Raw genomic sequence first — 20,492 nt, 5'->3', positions numbered from 1 at the left:
TCGGAATTCGACTACCGGAAAGTGATGCGAAACATGTACGACGTCATCGTTGTCGGAACCCGGGTCGCGGGCGCCCCGCTGGCCATGTTGCTGGCCAGGAAGGGCTACCGGGTGCTCGCCGTCGACCGCGCGAGTTTCCCCAGCGACACCCCCTCGACCCACTACATCCACCAGGCCGGGCTCGGCTTCCTGAAGTCGTGGGGCCTGCTGGACGAGGTCGTCGCCACCGGCGTTCCGGCGATCCGCCACCTGAACTTCTCCTACACCGACATCGTGATCAAGGGCTTCGCCGATACCGCCGCCGACGGCATCGACGCCGTCTACTGCCCGCGCCGCACGGTGCTGGACAAGATCCTGGTCGAGGCCGCGGGCAACTCCGGCGTCGAGGTGATCCAGGGCTTCACCGTCTCCGAACTGGTCTTCGACGGTGACCGCGTGGCCGGCATCCGCGGGGCGATCGGCGACGGCGCCGAGCAAGAGTTCCGCGCCACACTGGTGGTCGGCGCCGACGGCTCGAACTCGCTGGTGGCCAAGGCCGTCGGCGCACAGGAGTACGAGGGCTCGCCCGCGGCGTGCTTCGTCTACTACTCCTACTACGAGGGCGTCGACTGGGGGATGCAGCACCGCACCGGATTCGGCGAGCAGCAGTTCGCGTCCTGGCCGACCAACGACGATCTGGCCTTGGTCGCGGTCATGCGCAAGCGGGACCGGTTCCGCGAGTTCCGCGCCGACCCGGACGCCGGCGTGCAGGAGATCGTCGACCAGGTCGACCCGGAGATCGGCGCTCGCCTGCGCGACACCGGCAAGCGGGTGGAGCAGTTCCGCCCGATGCTGTACCCGGACAACTACCGCCGCGCGTCGCACGGCCCCGGCTGGGCGTTGGTCGGCGACGCCGCCTACCACAAGGATCCGTTCACCGGCTGGGGCATCACCGACGCGTTCAAGTACGCGCAGTTGCTCGCCGACCACGTGGACGAAGGCCTGTCCGGTGCGCGTCCGATGGACGAGGCGCTGGCGGAGTATCAGCGCGAGCGCGACGCGCAGAGCGCCAGCACCTACGAACTGACACTGAGCATCTCGGAGCTGTCGCTGACCCCGTACTACGACTCGGTGTTCCGCGCGACGTCGCTGGACGCGGACTACACCAAGCACTTCTTCGGGCTGATCGCGGGAATCTACTCGCCGGACAGGTACTTCGGCGAGCAAGAGCTGGCCGCACTGTACGAGAAGGTGGACTTCCCGGCGGCGGCCAGGCACGTCAGCAAGGACGGAGTGACCGCATGAGCGCGCCCGTGCTGACCGCGCTGGGTGACAGCTTCGTCGAAGGGCGCGGCGACGCCGCGCCCGGGGGCGGCTACCGTGGCTGGGTTCCGCGTCTCGGCGGCCAGCTCGGGCTGCGGCCCGCGGCGGTGCGCAATCTCGGCGAGCACGGCGCGACGACCACCGTCGTGCTGGAAAATCAACTGCGCGTGGCGCTTTCGGGCCGTTCCGGCCTGTTCGGCGTCGTGGTCGGCGTGAACGACCTGGTGAGCGATTTCGCCGAAGACCGCTTCGCCCGCAACCTCGCCGAGCTGTTCGGCGGCCTGCGGGCAGGCGGCGCGACCGTGTTCACGGCCAGCTACCCGGACATCCCGGCCCGGCTGCCCGTGCCCGACGGCTTCCGCGCGCTGCTGCGCGAGCGGTTCGCCTTCGCCAACGCGGTGCTCGCGCACGTCACCGCCGACACCGGCACGCTGCTGCTGGACATCGCCACCCAACCCGAATGGGAGCGGCCGGAGATGTGGACCGCCGACGGTCTGCACCCCAGTTCGCTGGGCCACCACCGGTTCGCCGCGAGCGTCGCCGAACTCGTCGCGTCGCGCACCGCGACGACCGTGGCCGCCTGACCATCCACCCGGTTCGAGAGGAATTTCCGTGACAGACGACAGACGCCTGGCGCGCAACCCGATCGCCATCGTCGGGATGTCCGGGCTGCTGCCCAACGCCCACAATCATCGAGAGTACTGGCAGAACATCGTCGACGGCGTCGACTGCACCACCGAGGTCCCCGGGTCGCGCTGGAGCCTCGACGACTACTTCGATCCCGACCCCGCGACGCCGGACAAGACCTACTCGCGCCGGGGCGCGTTCCTGCCCGACATCGAGTTCGACCCGTTGGAATTCGGGCTGCCGCCCAACCAACTCGAAGTGACCAGCACGATGCAGACGCTCAGCCTCGGCGTCGCGCGTGACCTGCTGCGCGACGCGGGCGCGGTGGACTCCGCCTGGTACGACGCCGGCCGCACCGGCGTGGTCCTCGGCACCACCGGCCCGGTGCCGCTGATGCACCCGCTGGCCGCGCGGCTGTCCACGCCGGTGCTGAAGGAGGCGGCGCGCTCGGTCGGTCTGTCCGACGCGGACGCCGACGCCATCGCCGATCGGTTCGTCGCGGCTTTCGCGCCGTGGGAGGCGAATTCGTTCCCCGGCCTGCTGGCCAACATCACCGCGGGCCGGGTGGCCAACCGGCTCGGTCTCGGCGGCATCAACTGCACCGTGGACGCGGCGTGCGCGGCCTCGCTGGCCGCCTTGCGCACCGCCATCGCCGAACTGCAGGACGGCCGCGCGGACATGATGATCACCGGCGGCGTGGACACCGAGAACACCATCTTCATCTACCTGTGCTTCAGCAAGGTCGGGGCGCTGTCGTCCAGCGGGCAGATCAGTCCCTTCTCCGCCGACGCCAACGGCACGCTGCTCGGCGAGGGCATCACCATGCTCGCGCTGCGCAGACTGGAGGACGCGCGCCGCGACGGCAACCGGATCTACGCCGTCATCCGCGGACTCGGCTCCTCCAGCGACGGCCGCGCCAAGAGCATCTACGCCCCGCGCGCGGGCGGCCAGCGCGTCGCGCTGGACCGGGCCTACGCCGACGCCGAGATCTCGCCCGCCGATGTCGCGCTCATCGAAGCGCACGCCACCGGCACGCCCGTCGGCGACAAGACCGAGCTCACCGCGCTGAAGGAGCTGCTGACCGACGCGACGCCGGAGCGGGCCTTCGCCGCCCTCGGCAGCGTGAAGTCGCAGATCGGGCACACCAAGGGCGCCGCGGGCACCGCCAGCGTGATGAAACTGGCGCTGGCGCTGCACCAGAAGGTGCTGCCCGGCACCATCAACGTCTCGGCGCCCAACGCCGAGATCGCCGCCGTCGACGCGCCGTACTACGTGAACACCCGCACGCGTCCGTGGATCCGTGACCCGCAGCGCCCGGTGCGCCGCGCGGCTGCTTCGGCATTCGGCTTCGGCGGCACCAACTTCCACGTCGTGCTCGAGGAGGCGGACGCCGACCGCGCCGCGCACCCGGTGCTGCACCGCACCGCCCGCGCGCACCTGTGGCACGCGCCCGACGTGTCCGGACTGATCGATGCGGTGCGCAGCGTCGCGCCGTCCGACGGGGGCGAGATCCCGGAGGATCACGCGCGCATCGGGTTCGTCTCGGTGGACGAGGAGAACGCCGCGCATCTGCGTTCGCTCGCGGTGGACGAACTGGTCCGCAACCCCGACGCCGCCGACTGGGAGCACCCCGAGGGCGTGTACTTCCGCGCCGCCGCACTGCCGGATCGCAAGGCGGGCGCGCTGTTCGCCGGGCAGGGCAGCCAGTACGTCGACATGGGGCTGGACGCGGCGGTGAACAATCCCGCGGTCGGCGCGGCGTTCGACGCGGCCAACGAGGCGTTCGCGGGCGCGCCGGTGCGGTTGTCGTCGGTGGTCTTCCCGCCGCCCGCGTTCGATGACGACGTGGCGGCGGAGCAGGAAAGCGTCTTGCGCCGAACGGAATTCGCGCAGCCCGCGATCGGCGCGCTGTCCGCAGGGCAGTTCACGGCGCTGTCGGACTACGGCTTCCACGCCGACGGGTACCTCGGGCACAGCTTCGGTGAGCTGACCGCGCTGTGGGCCGCGGGTGCGCTCAGCACGGCCGATTTCTTCGCGCTGGCTCGCGCTCGCGGCGTGGCCATGACGCCTGAGCCGGGTGTCGAGGCGGGCACCATGGTGGCGCTCGGTGCGTCCCGGCAGACCGCCGAGGAACTGCTCGACGGTGTCGAGGACGTCTGGATCTGCAATCACAACGCGCCCGACCAGGTCGTGGTCGGCGGCGGTGCGGAGGGGATCGCGGCCGTCGTCGCGCGCTGCGGTGAGCGTGGCGTGGCGACCCGTTCGTTGCCGGTGTCCGGTGCGTTCCACACGCCCTATGTCGCTCACGCCACTACGGCGTTCGGCGCCGCGATCACCGAGGTGCACATCGGCGCGCCGGACGCTCCGGTCTTCGCCAACACGCCGGACGCCCGCTACGGCGACGACGTGGCGGCCAACCGGGCCGTGCTGACCGAACAGCTCGGCAAGCCGGTCGAATTCGTGGCCGCGCTCACCGCGATGCGCGACGCGGGCTGCACCGTGTTCGTGGAGTTCGGGCCGAAGCAGGTGCTGACCTCGCTGGTGCGGCGCACCCTCGGCGACGACGTGGTCGTCATCGCGACCGACTCCGGCCCGATCGGCAACAGCGATCTCGCGCTGACCCGCGCGGCGGTGCGCCTGGCCGTGCTCGGGTTCGGCCTGCACGGCATCAACCGCCACACCGCGCCGGAGCCGGAGGAGGCGGTCACCGGTCGCGCCATGACGGTGACGATGTCGGCGCCGGAATACGTGCCCGACACCCGGCGCAAGTCCTACGCCGCCGCGCTCGACGCCGAATACCGGCTCAGCGTGCTCGCGGCGGCTCCCGCTCCGGTCGACAGCGTGGTCGATCACCAGCCCGCCGAGCAGCGGGCCGTGCCCACCGCTTCCACCGCAGCAACGGAGACACCCGTGTACCCCACACCGCAGCCCGCCGGCACCGGTTCGGACGCGCTGGAGAGCGCGCTCGTCCAGCACCTGCACACGCACCGCCAGTTCCTGGACGGCCAGCTGGACATGGCCCGCGATCTGGCCGGCGCGCTCGGCGACGGCAGGCTCGACGCCGCCACCGTCCGCGCCATCGAAGCGGTCAAGGAACACGGTGTCGCGATCAGCCACAGCCACGCGCGGGCCAGCGAGGTGCTCGCCCAGCTGGTCGAGCTGGAGAGCGGCTTCGCGCCGGTGTCACGGTCATCGACGCAGGTCACGCGCCCCGCGCCCGCCCCGCGCGCGGCGATCGAGCCCGCGCCGGTACGACGGCCGCTGGCCACCGCCATGGTCGTGGACGAACACCGCGCTTCCGCCCCGGAACCCGGCGTGGCGCCCGCTCCGGCGACGAACGGGCACGCTGCTCCCGCCGACCAGGTGACCGGCGACGCGTTGCGCAGCGCGCTGCGTGAGGTGGTCGCGGAGAAGACCGGTTATCCGGTGGAGATGGTGGATCCGTCGATGGATCTGGAAGCCGACCTGGGTGTGGACTCGATCAAGCGGGTGCAGGTGATCGGCGCTCTGCAGGAACGCTTCCCGCAACTGCCGAACCTCGGCCCCGAGCAATTGGGCACGGTGCGAACGCTGGACCAGATCGCCGAGCTGCTCGGAGCCACCGGCGCGCCGACCCCGGCCGCGCCGTCAGCGACGTCGAACGGCACCGCTCACGTGGTCACCGACGACCAGGTCTCGGGTGCGGCGTTGCGGCGCGCGCTGCGTGAGGTGGTCGCGGAGAAGACCGGTTATCCGGTGGAGATGGTGGATCCGTCGATGGATCTGGAAGCCGATCTGGGTGTGGACTCGATCAAGCGGGTGCAGGTGATCGGCGCTCTGCAGGAACGCTTTCCGCAGTTGCCGAGTCTGGGTCCGGAGCAGTTGGGCACGCTTCGCACGCTGGATCAGATCGCCGAGCTGCTCGGCGCGCAGGACGCCGGATCGTCGGCGAACAGCGCGGTCGCCCCGGCCGACGCTGAGGTGACGGACGACGCGTTGCGGCGCGCGCTGCGCGAGGTGGTCGCGGAGAAGACCGGTTATCCGGTGGAGATGGTGGATCCGTCGATGGATCTGGAAGCCGACCTGGGTGTGGACTCGATCAAACGAGTGCAGGTGATCGGCGCGTTGCAAGAACGGTTTCCGAATCTACCGAGTCTGGGCCCGGAGCAGTTGGGCACACTCCGCACGCTGGATCAAATCGTGGTGGAACTCGCCGGGACGGCGGGAGGTGATGTCCACCCAAAAGCTGAGGCCGCGGCGGGAACGTCGCGGCACGCCGTCGAACTGGTCGCGCTGCCCGCGCCGGATCGGGCGGTGGCGCCCTACCGGGACGGGGCGCGGGCGGTGCTCGTCGACCTGACCGGCGAAGCGGACTCGGGATCGGACGCGCTCGCGGCAGCGTTGAGCGGGCTCGGTTGGACTGTGCGACAGATGGATTCGGCACACGGGTTGGACGGCGAGCCGCTCGACCTCTGCCTCGTCCTGCTGGGCGGCACCGCCGACTGGGCATCGGCGCAACGCCGCCTGACCGACGGCATCCTCCTGGCCGGCCGTACTGTGCCGCTGCTGCGCGGCGGATCGGACCGAGCGGCCTTCGTGACGGTGACGCGGCTGGACGGCGCACTCGGTTTCCACGGCACCGAGCAGCCCGAACACGCGCTGCTCGGCGGGATCGGCGGTGTGGTGAAAACCCTGGCCGCCGAACAGTCGCAGCTGTTCTGCCGGGCGCTCGACGTCGACCCGGCCTGCTCCGCACGGCAACTGGCCGAGTTCGTCACCGCCGAGCTGTTCGATCCGGCTCGCGACACGCTCGAGGTCGGCATCGATGCGGCGGCGCGGCGATGGACTCCGGTGCCGAGCGGGCACGCGCCCGCGCGCACCGTTCTCCCGGTGCGAGCGGGCACGGAGCAGGATGCCACCGTGCTCACCGCCGAGGACGTCCTGTTGGTCACCGGCGGCGCGCGCGGCGTCACGGCGACCTGCGTGCTGGCGCTGGCCGCGCGCAGCGAGGCGCGCTTCGTGCTGCTCGGGCGCTCCGAACCGGCCGCCGAACCGGATTGGGCGGCAAGGGTTTCCGATGCCGATCTGAAGGCCGCCGCGGTACGCGCGCTGGCCGGTTCCGGCGCGAAGCCGCGCGATATCGAGCGTGCCGTGTCCGGAATCCGCGCAACACGCGAGATCCGGGAGACGCTGACCGCCCTCGGCTCCCGCGCCGAGTACCTCGCGGTCGACGCCACGGACGAGCAGGCGGTCGCCGCCGCGCTCGCACCGTGGCGGGACTCGATCACCGGCGTCGTGCACGGAGCGGGAGTGCTGGCCGACTCCGTGATCACGGACAAGACCGCCGAATCGGTCGCGCGCGTGCTCGATCCCAAGATCGCCGGACTGGCGTCGGTGCTCGGCGCGCTCGGCGAACTGCGTCATCTGGTGCTGTTCACCTCCGTGGCCGGGCTGTTCGGCAATGCCGGTCAGGCCGATTACGCGGCAGCGAACGAGGCGCTCTCCCGATTCGCGGTGAGCCTGCGGGCGCAACGGCCGAATTGCCATGTCACCGCGATCGACTGGGGTGCGTGGGACGGCGGCATGGTGACTCCCGCCTTGCGGGAACACTTCCGGACGCGCGGTGTCGAATTGCTCGACCCGCAGGTGGGCGCGGCGGCGTTCACCGAGCAGTTCACCGAGGCGCGCTCCGCGGACACGGTCGTGCTCATCGGACCCGCGAAGTCGTTGTCGGACACCACGTCCGCCACCGGCACAGTCCGAGCGCGGCGGACGATCACCGGGATCACCGCGGACCCGATCATCGCGGCGCACCGGATCGGTGAGCACATCGTGCTGCCCGCGACCTTCGGGCTCGGCGCGATGATCAACTTCGCCGAACGCGGCCTGCCGGGCCGCACGGTGGTCGGCGTCCGGGACTTCGAAGTGCTCAAAGGCATCGTCTTCGAACGGCCGCTCGACGAGTTGGAACTGGAAATCGCGCCGGAAGAGGGCGCGTCCACTGTGCGGGCGACGGTGCGCGGCGAGAATGCCGTCCACTTCCGCGCAACCCTCGTGCTCGCCGAAACGCCGGATCGGCCACCGTGCAAGCCGGTGCCGGGTGGTTCTGTCGGCGAGGCGACCATCTACCGCGACGCCGTCCAGTTCCACGCGCCCGCGTTGCAGGGACTGCGCCGGGTCCGGGCGGTCTCGGACGACGCGATCGTCTTCGACTGCGAACTGCCCCCCGCCACCGTGGCGGGCGGCGCCTACGCCGGGCGGCTGCACGACCCGGTCCTGGCCGACCTGATCCTGCAGGGGCCGCCCGTGCTGGGCCACCGGCTGCTCGGCAGCGCCTGTCTGCCGCTCGGCGCCAAGCGGATCGACTACTTCCGGCCACTGCCCGCGGGCGAGCCGTTCGTGCTCACCGTGGACAACCCGCGCCCCGGTCGTGTCGACGCCCGGATCGACGCCACCGCCACAACGGCGGACGGCACTGTACTGCAACGTTTCTCGGACGTCACCGTGGTGACGACACCCGATCTGACGGAGAAGTTCCAGACCTCGGTGAGGCGGTGGATGGCATGACAACCCTGGAATTCGACGGGATTCCGTTCGATCCGGTGACGGCGCTCGCGGAAACGGGGGAGGGCGTCGACGAGGCGCCGACGCTTCGGCCGGGCTCCGACGACACGGTCACGCCGGCGAGCCCGTTCGCCGGGTACGCGGAGACGGCCCCGGCCGCCGGTCTCGCGGTCACCGGAACACAACCCGAGGCGCGGGCGGCGCATGCCGACGGCTCCGCCTCGCGTGCGGCCGGTCCGCTCGCCGAAATCCGCACCGGCGTCGTCGCCGCGCATCGGGCGGCGTTGAGCGCGCAGCTGGCCATGCAGCGGGCGGTGTGGCAGCGAGCGCTGCGCCGTTCGTCGGTCACGGCCGAGGCGGCCGGTCACGTCCACGAAGGACTGGAGGCGTCCGGCGTCCGGCGCGAATTCACCGCCGCCGAGTCCGCCTTCAAGCCGCCTGCTCGGACCGACCGCACGCGCCTGGATCGAGCGGACCTGCTCCGTCTCGCCGAAGGTGAGCTGAGCGTCTTCGGCTCCGCGTACCGGCGCCCCGGCACTGTGGCGGCGGTCCGGCTGGGCGGTTCGACCCGGCTCGCGCTCACCGAGGTGACCCGCATCGAGTTGTACGGCGGCTCCGGCAAGGGCAGCGTCGAAGCACGATTCGAGGGCGACCCGCACGCGGCGGCGACGCAGGTCGCGGAGGTGTTCGCGCTGTATCTCGGCCTGCCGCTGGTGCTGTCGGGCAGCTCCCTGGTCGCCGAACGCGCGGGTACGGTCGCGGGTGCCGCGTCCGGCACGATCACGCTGACGGTGACCGCGCTCGACTTGGTGCCCCGGCCGTACGTCACCGGCGCCGTCCGCGTCGCGGGCGCGGAAGGCGCGCTCGACGTCACGGTCACGGTGGTGGAGCGTCCGGGCAGCGGGGTCGGCCCCGGCCAGGTCTCGGAAAGCCTGCTGCTCAACGAGTTCCACATGGACCACCTCGCCCGGGGTGACCAAGGGATCGCCATGGGACCGGAATTCGCGGAGTACACCGGGGTGCGGGCGACCCGTCTGCCGACCGGCGGCCTGCTGCTGGTCGACCGGGTGCTCGACTTCGACGGCAAGCGCGGGAACCTGGACGGCGCGTCCTACACCACCGAATACGACTCACCCGCCGACTCCTGGTACTACGGCGACACCGCGAACGACTCCATGCCGCACTTCGTCTACATGGAGACCTCGTTGCAGGCGGCGCTGCTGATGGGCTATTACGCGGGTCCCACGCTCACCCAGCCCGGCACCACCCTGAGCCTGCGCAACCTGGGCGGCACCGCCACCGTGCTGCGGCAGCTCGATTTGCGGGACAAGACGATCCGCCAGTCCTCTCGGCTGCTGTCCACCACCATCCTGCCCGGTTCGTCGCTGCAAACCTTCGACTACACGCTCAGCGTGGACGGCGAGCCGTTCTACACCGGCGAGACCATGTTCGGCTACTTCAGCGACGAGGCCTTGGCCAACCAGACCGGACTCGACGCGGGACGCCCCGCGCCGAGCTGGCTGGCGGAGCACCCAGGCGCACGGGTGCGCACCATCGATGTCGCCGCCCGCCGCGCGAACCCGGCCGCCCGCCTGTGCTCGAGGCGCACCCTGGCGCTGATCGACCGGGTCGAGGTGGTCGACGGCGGCGGCAGCTACGACTCCGGATATCTGCATTCGCTGCGCGAGATCGATCCGTCCGACTGGTATTTCGCCCGGCACTTCCACCTCGACCCGGTGATCCCTGGCTCGCTCGGTGTGGAATCGGTGATCCACGCGATCCAAGAGTGGATGATCGACGCCGGATTCGCCGACACGCTCGGCGATCCGGTCTTCCGCATCCCCGCAGGCCGGACGTTCAGCTGGCGCTACCGCGGGCAGTTCCTGCCCACCGACGGCACCGTAGAACTCGAGGCCCACATCAAGGAGATCCACCGCGGCCCGCGCGGCGTCACCGTCGTCGCCGACGGTTCGCTGTGGAAGCCGGGGCTGCGCATCTACGAGCTGACCGATCTCGCGGTCGAACTCGTCGAGCGGGAGGAGCGCTCATGACCACGTCCCGGGCCGGTATTCTCGCCGACACCGCCGACGGCATCACCGCCGTCCTGTCCGACCTGACGCGCCCGTGCTGGATCGTGCGCCACGACGGCCGGGTGGGCGCGACGTCCGACGAGCGCACCGCGGCACACGCGGAGGTGCTCGCGGCGGTGGCTCCGCTGCCGCCCGAGCAGCTCGGTGATCGGCGATTCGCCGCCGCCCACGGCGTGCGAGCGGCCTACGCGGCAGGCGCGATGGCGAACGGCATCGCCTCGCCCGCTCTGGTTTCGGCGATGGCGCGGGCGGGATACCTCGCCTCCTACGGCGCGGCGGGCGTTCCACCCGCCGCGGTGGACGCGGCACTGGCCGAGCTGAGCCGCACGCTGGTCGGAAAACCGTTCGCGTGCAATCTCATCCACAGCCCCGCCGAGCCCGCCTTGGAGCGCGCGATCGTCGACGCCTGCCTGCGGCACCAGGTTCGCTGCGTGGAGGCGTCGGCGTTCATGGGCCTCACCGGTGAGGTCGTGCGCTACCGGGCGGCGGGGCTGGGCGTCGACCGGCGAGGACGCGTCGAGGTGCGCCACCGCCTGATCGCGAAGGTCTCCCGGGTGGAGGTGGCCGAGCCGTTCCTGCGTCCGGCTCCCGCACGGCTGCTGCGCGCACTGGTCGAAGCCGGTGACCTGACGCCCGAGCAGGCGCGGCTCGCCGAACAGGTGCCGATGGCCGACGACATCACGGCCGAAGCCGACTCCGGCGGTCACACCGACCGCAGACCACTGCTGGTACTGCTGCCCGAGCTCATCGCGGCACGGGATCGACTGGCCCGCACCGTGCCCGCCGCCGCGGCCGTTCGTGTCGGCGCGGCGGGCGGCATCGGCACCCCCGCAGCCGCGGCCGCCGCCTTCGCGCTGGGCGCCGCTTACGTGGTGACCGGTTCGGTGAATCAGGCCACCGTGGAAGCCGCCCAGTGCGACACCGCCAAACAGCTGCTCACTCAGGCGGATTTCGCCGACTGCGCCATGGCGCCGTCCTCGGACATGTTCGAGCTCGGCGTCCAGGTGCAGGTGCTGCGTCGCGGCACCATGTTCGCCACCCGCGCGCAGCGGCTCTACGACACCTACCGCGCCTATGACGGCATCGACGCGTTCCCGGCCGAGCTGCGCCGCGAGCTCGAGGCCACGCTGTTCCAGCGGCCCCTCGACGCCGTGTGGGAGGACTGCGTCAGCTACTTCACCGAACGCGATCCGGCCCAGCTGGCCGGCGCGGACGCGGACCCGAAACGCAAGATGGCGCTGGTGTTCCGGTGGTATCTGGGGCTGTCGTCGGGGTGGAGCATTCGCGGCGAGGCCGGTCGCGTCGCCGATTACCAGATCTGGTGCGGGCCCGCGATGGGCGGGTTCAACAACTGGGCGGCCGGAAGTTATCTGGCGGCGCTGCGCAACCGGCACGTCGCCGACATCGCCGACCAGATGATGCTGGGCGCGGCCTACCTCACCCGCGTCGCCCAGCTGCGCACCGCGGGCGTGCGGCTACCCGCCGACTGCGCCCGCTTCGTACCCCGACCGAGGGAGGAACGATGACCACACTGGAGACGGGTCCGGACACCCGGACCTCCTGGATGGTGTGCCCGTCCTGCGCCGCCATGCTCTACGCCAAACGCTACGAGCGCGCGGGCCGGGTCTGCCCGGATTGCGACGGGCACGGCATGCTGACCGCGGACCAGCGCACCGAGGCGCTGCTCGACCCGGGATCGGCGCGGCACATCCAGCCGTCCGCCACCGCGGTCGATCCGCTCGGCTTCACCGACTCCCGGCCCTATCCCGAGCGGCATGCCGAGGCGAGCCGTCGCACCGGGCTGCCCGACGCCATCCGTTGCGTGCGCGGCACGATCGGCGGCGCACCGCTGGTGCTGGCGGTCATGGACTTCCGCTTCCTCGGCGGCAGTCTCGGCGCGGCCGTCGGCGAAGCGGTCACCGGCGCTGCCGAGACCGCGCTCGCGGCGCGGGTGCCGCTGGTGCTGGTCACCGCGTCCGGCGGCGCCCGCATGCAGGAGGGCATCCTCGCGTTGATGCAGATGGCCAAGACCAGCCAGGCGCTGCGCGAACTCGACGACGAGGGCGTGCTGACCATCTCGGTGATCACCGATCCCACCTACGGCGGCGTGGCGGCCTCCTACGCCACGTCCACCGACATCATCATCGCCGAACCCGGCGCGCGTCTCGGCTTCGCCGGACCGCGGGTGATCCAGCAGACCATCGGCGAGACGCTGCCCGCGGGCTTCCAGACCGCGGAATTCCTGCTCGAACACGGTGTGGTGGACATGATCTGCCACCGCTCGGCCCTGCGGGACCGGCTGGCGCGCCTGCTCGCGCTGGCCGCCGACAGCTCGCGTCCCGTCGAGTTCGCCGACGACGAGAATCCGGTCCGCGCCGACGCGACCCAACTCGCCCCGCGCGACGCCTGGCAGAGTGTGCGCGCCGCGCGCGAACTCGCCAGGCCGACCACGCTGGACTACTTGGCCGCGTCGTTCGACGAATTCGTGGAGCTACACGGCGACCGTTTGTCGGCCGACTGCCCGGCCATGATCACCGCGCTGGCCCGCCTCGACGGCGCGCCGGTCGTGGTTATCGGCACCCAAAAGGGTCACACCGCAACCGAATTGGCGCAGCGCAATTACGGCATGCCCACCCCGGCCGGATACCGGAAGTCGGCCCGCGTGCTGCGCCTGGCCGCCAAGCTGGGCATTCCGGTGATCACCCTGGTCGACACCGCAGGCGCCTACCCCGGTGTGACCGCCGAGGAACAGGGGCAGGCCGTCGCCATCGCGGAATCGCTCAAACTGCTCGCCGGGCTACCCGTGCCGGTGGTCACCGTGGTCACCGGCGAGGGCGGCAGCGGGGGAGCGCTCGCGCTGGCGGTGGCCGATCGAGTGATCGTCTGCGAGAACGCGGTCTATTCGGTGATCAGCCCGGAAGGGTGCGCCTCCATCCTGTGGAAGGACGCTACCGCCGCACCCCGCGCCGCAGCCGCCTTGCGGGTGGACTCGACCTCCTTGCTCGAACTCGGCGTCGCGGACGGCGTACTGCCCGAGCCGCCGGGCGGCGCGCATCGCGATCCCGCCGCGGCCGCCGTCGCCCTGCGTCAGGCGCTGCGTCACGCCGTGTCCGATCTGGCGCGACTCCAGGCGGCGCAACTGCTCGACCGGCGCCACCACCGTTTCCGTGTCTTCGGACTGTCCACGAACGATCAGGAGAAGTGATGACCGAGTCCGTGACCACCGAGCCCGCGGGCCGCGCGCTGAATCCGGTCGACGCCGACCAGGCGCTGACCGTGCTGTCGCGGCACGCGCTGTCCGTGCGGGCCGAGACCGCGCCGACCTCGGTGACCGTCGCCAACGGCCCGCTGGTGCTGCGGATCAGCTGGGATGGGCACAACGGCACCAGTGGGCCGGTCGCCGTCGCACCCACGGCGGCCGCCCCGGTCCCCGCGGCGCCCGCAGAGTCCGCACCGCAGGACACTCGTTCGGACGCGGATACTTTCACGCTGACGGCGGAAACCGTCGGCGTGTTCTATCGCGCGCCCGAACCCGGCGCGGCGCCGTTCGTCGCCGAGGGCGACCCGGTGCGGGCCGGTCAGCAGGTCGGCATCGTCGAGGCGATGAAGCTGATGATCCCGGTGACCGCGACCAGGGAGGGCCGGGTGGCGGAATTCCTGGTGGAGAACGGGGAAGCGGTCGAGCACGGCGCGCCGCTGCTGGTGCTCGAGGTGGTGCGATGACCGTGCGACCGATCCGCAAGGTGCTCGTCGCCAATCGCGGCGAGATCGCCGTGCGGGTCATCCGCACCTGCGCCGAACTCGGGATCGCCACCGTCGCGGCGTATTCCGCGGCCGACGCCGACTCGGCCGCCGTCCGGCTCGCCGACCAGGCGTTCCGGATCGGTCCCGGGCCCGCGAAGCGCAGCTACTCCTACATTCCCGCGATCATCGAGGCCGCCAGGGCCACCGGCGCCGACGCCATCCACCCCGGATACGGATTCCTCTCCGAAGACCCGGATTTCGCCGAGGTGTGCGAGGCGGAGGGGTTCGTGTTCGTCGGCACCCCCGCCGCGATCATGGCCGATCTCGGCGACAAGTCGACGGCACGGTCACTGATGGCCGCGGCGGGGCTGCCGCTGCTGCCGGGCAGCCGTGAGCCGCTCGACACGGTGGACGAGGCGCACACCCTCGCCGACGACATCGGCTACCCGGTGATCATCAAAGCGGTCGCGGGGGGCGGCGGCCGCGGGATGCGGGTCGTGCGTGACTCGGCGGACTTCGCCGCGGCCTGGCAGGAGACCCGCGCCAACGCCACCGCCGTGTTCGGCGACGGCCGCCTGTACGTGGAGCGCTACCTCGACTCGGCGCGGCACATCGAAGTCCAGATCCTGGCCGATCGGCACGGCACGGTGCGGCATCTCGGCGCGCGCGACTGCTCCTTGCAGCGGCGGCACCAGAAACTCGTCGAGGAGTCGCCCGCGCCGGGGCTGTCCGAGGAACTCGTCGCCCGGATCGGGGCAGCGGCCGTGCGCGGCGCCGAAGCCGTCGGCTACGTCGGGGCGGGAACCTTCGAATTCCTGTTGGATCAGCGGGGCGATTTCTACTTCATGGAGGTCAACTGCCGGCTACAGGTCGAGCATCCGGTCACCGAGATGGTCACCGGCATCGACCTCGTCGCCGAGCAGTTGCGCATCGCCTCCGGGCTGCCGCTGGCGTTGTCCGCCGACGTCGCCACGCCGCGCGGTGTGTCCATCGAATGCCGGATCAACGCCGAGGATCCGCAGCGCGAATTCGCGCCCGCCCCAGGCACGCTCACCGAATGCACGCTACCCGGCGGACCGTTCGTCCGGATCGACACCCATGTCGGCCCCGGCTATGCCATTCCGCCGCACTACGATTCGCTGCTCGCCAAGATCATCGTGTGGGCTCCCGACCGTCCCGCGGCCATCGCGCGGATGCGCCGGGCTCTGGCCGAGACCAGAATCCATGGCAGGGGCGTGGCCACGACGACCGAATTCCTGCACGACATCCTCGATCACCCCCGATTCCGCGCCGCGGATCACGACACCGCCCTCATCGGGACCCTCACCACGGTGTCGCGCGTCGCCTCATGAAGCCGCCGTCATCGGACGCGGTGACGGCACGCGTCCGATGGCGGCGCCCTTGCCTCCGTCGCGTGAGAAACAGACACGGCCGCTCGTTCGATGAGACCATTGTGCTGCTCGGTGGGCGCAGGAGGAGGCGAGCATGATCGACGGAATGGCGATTGCCGCTTATTTGGCCGCAGCGGTAGGGGGAGCGAGCGGAAGGTGGCTGAACACCCAACTGGACGAGGCGTTCAGTGCCCTGACCGCGACAGTGACGCGGAGGCTCGGACGTCAGCCCGTCGAGATCCTTTCCCAGAACCCGGACAGCATCCAGGCGCGCCGCCGCGTCGCCACTGCGATCGAGCGCGAAGCCCTGATCGACGAGCAATTCGCCCGGGAACTGTCCGAAATACGCGCTCGGCTGGATCAGCTGGACGCGCCGAGTGTGGTGGCGCAGCTCGAACAGGGCGGTCAGGTCGTGGTGAACAACCGGGGCCAGGTGGTCGGGCGCGACTACATCAGCACCAACACCAACATCGACGTTCCCCGTCCTGATGACCTCTCGAGAGCCCCTGCTTGGGCGAAAGCGTGCATCTGGATCGGCGGGGCGATCGCGGCCGTCGGTTTCGCGCTCTTCATGTCGGCGCTCTTCCAGCACAACGCGGAACCCGGGACAGAGTTCGCGATCTTCGCGATCGGAGGCGGTGTCATGGCCGTCGGCCAGCTCGGCGCGAACACATCGACTCCCCGGCCGCGGCGTTGATCGGCGACCACCACCAGCAGTGCCCGTCCGGATGATGGGAATACCCGGTCGACGGCGGCATCGCCGACCGGGGTTCTCGAAGTTATCCGACCTCGAAAACCCCGTCGACGATCTATTTCAACCCCGACCGCACGAACGCGTTGACGATGTGCCGTTGCAGCAGTAGGTACATCAGCAGCACCGGCAGGCAGGCGAGGCTGGCCACCGCCATCATCGGACCCCACTGATCGCCCTCGGTGCCCATGAAACTGCGCAGACCGAGCTGCAACACGCTGTTGGACTGGCGCAGCACCACCGCGGGCCAGAAGTACTCGTTCCACGCGTTGATGAAAAGCAGGATTCCCAAGGCCGCCAGCGCGGGGCGCAGATTCGGCACGACCACCGTCCACAGGATCGACCAGGAGGAGCGGCCGTCGATCTTCGCCGCCGCCACCAGCTCCTTCGGGAAGCTCGCCATGTGCTGGCGCAGCAGCAGCACCGCGAGCGCCGAGCACAACGTCGGCAGCACCACGCCGACCAGGGAGTTGATCAGCCCGAGTTTGGTCAGCAGGACGTAGTTGGGCAGCATCGTCACCTGGAACGGCACCAGCCAGGTGCCGACGAACGCCAGGTACAGCACCTTCTGGAACGGGAAGGTGTACATCGCGAACGCGTAGGAGGCCAGCAGCGCGATGAGCAGTTGCCCCGCCGCCGAGAGCGCCGCGACGAAGAAGGTATTGCCGATCAGGGCCACCACGTCGACTTTGTCGGCCGCGTCGGCATAGTTGGCGAACGAGATCGGCCAGGGGATCGGCGACAGCGAGGTGACGTCCTCCGGCCGCCGCAGCGACGTCGCGAACAGCCAGTAGATCGGGAACGCGCACAGCACCGCGGTGACGGCCAGCAGCAGATGGCTGCCCGCGGTGCGCAATCGGTCAATCATCATGGAAAGAAACCTTTTCCGAGACCCACACCAGCACGCCCGCGATCACGCCGAACCCGGCGAACAGCAGCACACCGGCGGCGGCGCTGAGTCCGGCGTCGAAGCTGTGGAAGGCGTAGTCCCACAGCAGGTAGTAGATATTGGTGGTCGCTTGCGCCGGACCGCCCTGCGTCATCGAGTCGATGAGCGGGAAAGTCAATGTGGGACTGAGCAATACCGTGGTCAGCACCAGGAACAGCAGTGTGGGCGACAGCAGGGGCAGGGTGATCCACCGTCGGATCTGCCGGGCGCTCGCCCCGTCCACCCGGGCGGCCTCGTCGTAGTCACCGCTGATACCCGCCAGCCCGGCCCAGATCACCAGGACGGCGAAGCCGAGCAACTGCCATCCGGTGATCAGGATGATCACCCCGTGCGCGGTGTCCACGTCGTAGACCCAGTTGCGATGCGAGCGCAGAACCTGATCGACGAAGCCGCTGCCGGGATGCAGCAGCCAGCGCCACACCGCCGCCGCCGCGACCGGCGCGACGAGGAACGGCGCGAAGACGAACGCGTGGTAGACCGTCCGCGCCCGGCCGTGCACCCGTCGGCTGGCCAGCGCGATGAGCAGCGGGAGCAGCACCGTGAACGGCAGTATGCCCACGATCAGCACCCCGGTGCGGCCCACCGAATCCCAGAAGGCCGGGAGATCCAGCAACCGTTCGTAATTGCCGGTGCCGACCGGCTTCATCGGTGAGGTCGGCAGCAGGTTCCACGAATACGTGGACAGCTCGACCGCCTGGACCAGCGGCCGGTAGATCCACACGACCAGCAACGCCAGCGCGGGCGCCAGATACAGGTACGGCACGGCGAACCGCCCCGCCCGGCGGAACCGGGCGGGGCGATGCGACGGGGTGACCGTTTCGGCCGCTTCCGTGGCAGGCAGCGGCGATTCGACGACGAACATCGAGTTACCCGGCCTCCGCGGCCAGCGCGGCGAGTTGATCGAGCACGTCCTGCTCGGGCCGGTCGTAGAGGGTCTCGGCGGGCGTCGCCTCGATCGCCGTGGCGACCATCGTCGAACCGAGCAGATCGATGCGGCTGTAGCCGAAGCCGATCAGTCCCCGATGACGTCCCGCCGGTGCGATCGTATCGATCCGGTAAGCCAGCGCCGGACCGATCCAGACCGGAATGCCCGCCAGCGCCGCCGCTCCGGTGAGATGGTTGTGCCCGCAGACGATCAACCGCACATCCGAACCGGCCAGCACCTCGGCCAGCAGCTGCGGCCGTTCCAGCCGCAGGTACTCGGTGGCCGCGACGGGCGAGGGGATCGGCGGGTGGTGCAGCACCAGCAGCGTGCCGCGCGCCGCCGGTTCGCGCAGTTGCTCGGCCAGCCAGTCCAGCTGGTGCTCCTCGAGCCGTCCGTCGTGCCGTCGCGGCGTCGTGCTGTCCAGCGCGATCACCCGCAGACCCGCCACGTCGGCCACCTGGTCGTGGGTGGTGTCCGGGTCCAGCGCGGCGGGGTCGGCCCCGAGCAATTCGCTGGCGAAGGCGGTGCGCTCGTCGTGATTGCCCATGACGTACACCGTCTGCGCGCCGAGTTCCTCGGCCACCGGCTCGACCGCGCCGCGCAGCCGCCGGTAGGCCTCGGGCGACCCAGTGTCGGTCAGATCGCCCGAGAGCACCAGCGCGTCGATGCGCTGCCGTGAGGCACGCAACTGCTGCAGCACGTGGGTGAGATTGGCGTAGGTGTCCACCATCCCGTGCACCCGTTCCCCGGCGGGCCGGATGTGGGTGTCGGTCAGCTGGACGATCGTCACCTCGCTCATGACGTCGGCAGGAGTTTGGCGCCCTGATCGCGGGCGGCGGTGAGAGTGGACTGCGGGTCCTTGCCCTGGAACACGATCGCCTCGACGGCGTCCATCATGCCGTCGCGGATCTGCAGGTAGTTGGTGCCGGGCATGGAGATCCACGGTTCCATGTTCGCCAGCTGGGCGACGTTCGGCCCCAGCAGCGGATTCTCCTTCGACCAGGTCTGCAACCCCTGTGGGTCGTCCATGAGGCCGGTGCGCAGCGGCAGGTAGCCGATGCCCTGCGAGATCTTGGTGTAGGCGGATTCGCTGGTGAGGAACTTGATCAGCTCCCACGCGGCGCGCTGCTTGGCCGGGTCGTTGGACAGGATGTGCAGCGAAGCGCCGGAATTCGTCGGCACGGTCGGCTTGCCCGCGAAGCTGGGCATCGGCGCCGAGCGCAGGTCCCACTTGTCCTTCGCGCCGGTCACGAAGGTGCCCTGGATCGCGCTGGTCTCCAGGATCATGCCGATCTCACCGCGGGCGAAGGCTTCGTAGCCCTGTTTCTGATTGAGCTTCGGCATGCCACCGGAGTCGACCAGTTGCCTGCTCATCGCGGCGACCTCGACCGCGGGAGCGTCGGCGAAGGTGAGCTTGGTGCGGTCCTCGGAGATCACCCGGCCGCCGTTGGAACGCACCATCGACTGGAAGCACCAGTCCTTGGCGGTCTTGGTCAGGCAGTCGACGTAGATGCCGCCCTTGCCGGTCTTCCCGGTGATCGCCGTCGCGGCCTCGGCGACCTGCTGCCAGGTGGCGGGCGGCTTCGCGGGATCCAGGCCGGCGTCGGCGAACAGCGAAGCGTTGTAATACAGCACGGGCGTGGAGAACACGAACGGCACGCCGTAGGTGTGACCGTCCCAGTCGGCGAGTGTGCGGGCCTTCGGCGCGAAGGGGTGCTGGGCCCCGTCGAAGTTGTGCTGCACTTCCTGCTTGCCGACCAACGTGTCCAGCGGCTTGGCGCCGAGCTGGTGGATGGTGAAGTCCAGGTCGCTGAAGCCGAGCTGGGCGACGTCCGGCGGCGAGCCCGCGACCATCTGATTCTGGATGCTGGAGATGGTGTCCGTGGCCGGGTTCGGGCTGTTGCCCTGCGGCTTCTGCGCGGTCACCGTGATGTTCGGGAACTTCTTGCGGAAATCGGCGATCAAGGAGTTGAAGGTGTCGGTCCAGGCGCCGGCGAGTCCGTAGTTGTAGGACTCGAACACGATCGACACCTGCTGGTCCGGCTTCAGTTCCGGGATCCGCGCGCTGTCGGCGTTCGAGTCGGTGGTGGTGCTCCCGAGTCCGCCGCAAGCGCTGAGCGCGACGGTGGTTGCGAACACCAGGCCCAGAACGGGCGCGGTGCGTTTCACG

At 70.4% G+C, this 20,492-nt stretch carries 13 protein-coding genes; 9 read left to right on the top strand and 4 right to left on the bottom strand.

Translation table 11 applies throughout. The annotated features are described in order from the left end of the window. The first annotated feature begins 24 nt into the window (after positions 1-24). The 9 genes from AB0L97_RS24820 (at position 25) to AB0L97_RS24780 (ending at position 16,394) form a co-directional block, all read left to right on the top strand. The gene (locus AB0L97_RS24820; RefSeq protein ID WP_364433621.1) at positions 25-1,284 is read left to right on the top strand and encodes an NAD(P)/FAD-dependent oxidoreductase; all 1,260 of its coding nucleotides are present in this window, start codon (positions 25-27) and stop codon (positions 1,282-1,284) included. Further along, entirely contained in the window at positions 1,281-1,886 is a 606-nt protein-coding gene (locus AB0L97_RS24815) for an SGNH/GDSL hydrolase family protein (protein ID WP_364433618.1), read from the top strand. The genes AB0L97_RS24820 and AB0L97_RS24815 overlap by 4 nt, the downstream gene beginning before the upstream one ends. A gap of 28 nt (positions 1,887-1,914) precedes the next feature. Further along, entirely contained in the window at positions 1,915-8,475 is a 6,561-nt protein-coding gene (locus tag AB0L97_RS24810; protein ID WP_364433615.1) for an SDR family NAD(P)-dependent oxidoreductase, read from the top strand. Continuing rightward, positions 8,472-10,523 carry a beta-hydroxydecanoyl-ACP dehydratase gene (locus tag AB0L97_RS24805; protein WP_364433612.1) on the top strand — a complete coding sequence of 684 codons (2,052 nt, stop codon included), beginning with the start codon at positions 8,472-8,474 and terminating at the stop codon, positions 10,521-10,523. The genes AB0L97_RS24810 and AB0L97_RS24805 overlap by 4 nt, the downstream gene beginning before the upstream one ends. Then, positions 10,520-12,088 (top strand): PfaD family polyunsaturated fatty acid/polyketide biosynthesis protein, encoded by a 1,569-nt coding sequence (locus AB0L97_RS24800; protein ID WP_364433609.1) that lies wholly within the window; start codon positions 10,520-10,522, stop codon positions 12,086-12,088. The genes AB0L97_RS24805 and AB0L97_RS24800 overlap by 4 nt, the downstream gene beginning before the upstream one ends. Beyond that, positions 12,085-13,767 carry an acetyl-CoA carboxylase carboxyl transferase subunit alpha gene (gene accA, locus AB0L97_RS24795; RefSeq protein ID WP_364433606.1) on the top strand — a complete coding sequence of 561 codons (1,683 nt, stop codon included), beginning with the start codon at positions 12,085-12,087 and terminating at the stop codon, positions 13,765-13,767. The genes AB0L97_RS24800 and accA overlap by 4 nt, the downstream gene beginning before the upstream one ends. Continuing rightward, complete coding sequence (locus AB0L97_RS24790) at positions 13,767-14,285, top strand: biotin/lipoyl-containing protein (RefSeq protein WP_355076446.1); 519 nt, start codon at positions 13,767-13,769, stop codon at positions 14,283-14,285. Before accA ends, AB0L97_RS24790 begins: the two co-directional genes overlap by 1 nt. Further along, positions 14,282-15,658, top strand: coding sequence for an acetyl-CoA carboxylase biotin carboxylase subunit (locus AB0L97_RS24785; RefSeq protein ID WP_364433602.1), 1,377 nt, complete (start codon positions 14,282-14,284; stop codon positions 15,656-15,658). Before AB0L97_RS24790 ends, AB0L97_RS24785 begins: the two co-directional genes overlap by 4 nt. Before the next feature lie 133 nt (positions 15,659-15,791). After that, the gene (locus AB0L97_RS24780; protein WP_355076442.1) at positions 15,792-16,394 is read left to right on the top strand and encodes a hypothetical protein; all 603 of its coding nucleotides are present in this window, start codon (positions 15,792-15,794) and stop codon (positions 16,392-16,394) included. A gap of 112 nt (positions 16,395-16,506) precedes the next feature. On the opposite strand, the gene AB0L97_RS24775 is transcribed toward AB0L97_RS24780, so the two are convergent. Genes AB0L97_RS24775 through AB0L97_RS24760 form a run of 4 tightly spaced genes read right to left on the bottom strand, consistent with a single transcriptional unit; the run spans position 16,507 to position 20,491 of the window. Further along, positions 16,507-17,319 carry a carbohydrate ABC transporter permease gene (locus AB0L97_RS24775; protein WP_364433598.1) on the bottom strand — a complete coding sequence of 271 codons (813 nt, stop codon included), beginning with the start codon at positions 17,317-17,319 and terminating at the stop codon, positions 16,507-16,509. Continuing rightward, a complete protein-coding gene (locus AB0L97_RS24770) occupies positions 17,309-18,259 on the bottom strand; it encodes a sugar ABC transporter permease (RefSeq protein WP_364433595.1) in 951 nt (316 codons plus the stop codon). Before AB0L97_RS24770 ends, AB0L97_RS24775 begins: the two co-directional genes overlap by 11 nt. 4 nt (positions 18,260-18,263) lie before the next feature. Continuing rightward, complete coding sequence (locus tag AB0L97_RS24765) at positions 18,264-19,121, bottom strand: metallophosphoesterase (RefSeq protein ID WP_364433592.1); 858 nt, start codon at positions 19,119-19,121, stop codon at positions 18,264-18,266. Then, on the bottom strand, positions 19,118-20,491 hold the full coding sequence (locus AB0L97_RS24760; RefSeq protein ID WP_364433589.1) for an ABC transporter substrate-binding protein: 1,374 nt from the start codon (positions 20,489-20,491) through the stop codon (positions 19,118-19,120). The genes AB0L97_RS24765 and AB0L97_RS24760 overlap by 4 nt, the downstream gene beginning before the upstream one ends. Position 20,492: the final 1 nt, after the last annotated feature.

Origin of the sequence: Nocardia sp. NPDC051911 (assembly GCF_040681035.1) — a bacterium.
Lineage (GTDB): Bacteria > Actinomycetota > Actinomycetes > Mycobacteriales > Mycobacteriaceae > Nocardia > Nocardia sichangensis.
The sequence above is the reverse complement of the archived record's forward strand: the minus strand, read 5'-3'. Positions and strand labels throughout refer to the sequence as shown.

Excerpts from the sequence above, each read along its gene's own strand:
- AB0L97_RS24820 (WP_364433621.1), top strand. The coding sequence starts at position 25 with ATGCGAAACATGTACGACGTCATCGTTGTCGGAACCCGGGTCGCGGGC.
- AB0L97_RS24815 (WP_364433618.1), top strand. The coding sequence starts at position 1,281 with ATGAGCGCGCCCGTGCTGACCGCGCTGGGTGACAGCTTCGTCGAAGGG.
- AB0L97_RS24805 (WP_364433612.1), top strand. The coding sequence starts at position 8,472 with ATGACAACCCTGGAATTCGACGGGATTCCGTTCGATCCGGTGACGGCG.
- AB0L97_RS24800 (WP_364433609.1), top strand. The coding sequence starts at position 10,520 with ATGACCACGTCCCGGGCCGGTATTCTCGCCGACACCGCCGACGGCATC.
- accA (WP_364433606.1), top strand. The coding sequence starts at position 12,085 with ATGACCACACTGGAGACGGGTCCGGACACCCGGACCTCCTGGATGGTG.
- AB0L97_RS24790 (WP_355076446.1), top strand. The coding sequence starts at position 13,767 with ATGACCGAGTCCGTGACCACCGAGCCCGCGGGCCGCGCGCTGAATCCG.
- AB0L97_RS24785 (WP_364433602.1), top strand. The coding sequence starts at position 14,282 with ATGACCGTGCGACCGATCCGCAAGGTGCTCGTCGCCAATCGCGGCGAG.
- AB0L97_RS24780 (WP_355076442.1), top strand. The coding sequence starts at position 15,792 with ATGATCGACGGAATGGCGATTGCCGCTTATTTGGCCGCAGCGGTAGGG.
- AB0L97_RS24775 (WP_364433598.1), bottom strand. The coding sequence starts at position 17,319 with ATGATGATTGACCGATTGCGCACCGCGGGCAGCCATCTGCTGCTGGCC.
- AB0L97_RS24770 (WP_364433595.1), bottom strand. The coding sequence starts at position 18,259 with ATGTTCGTCGTCGAATCGCCGCTGCCTGCCACGGAAGCGGCCGAAACG.
- AB0L97_RS24765 (WP_364433592.1), bottom strand. The coding sequence starts at position 19,121 with ATGAGCGAGGTGACGATCGTCCAGCTGACCGACACCCACATCCGGCCC.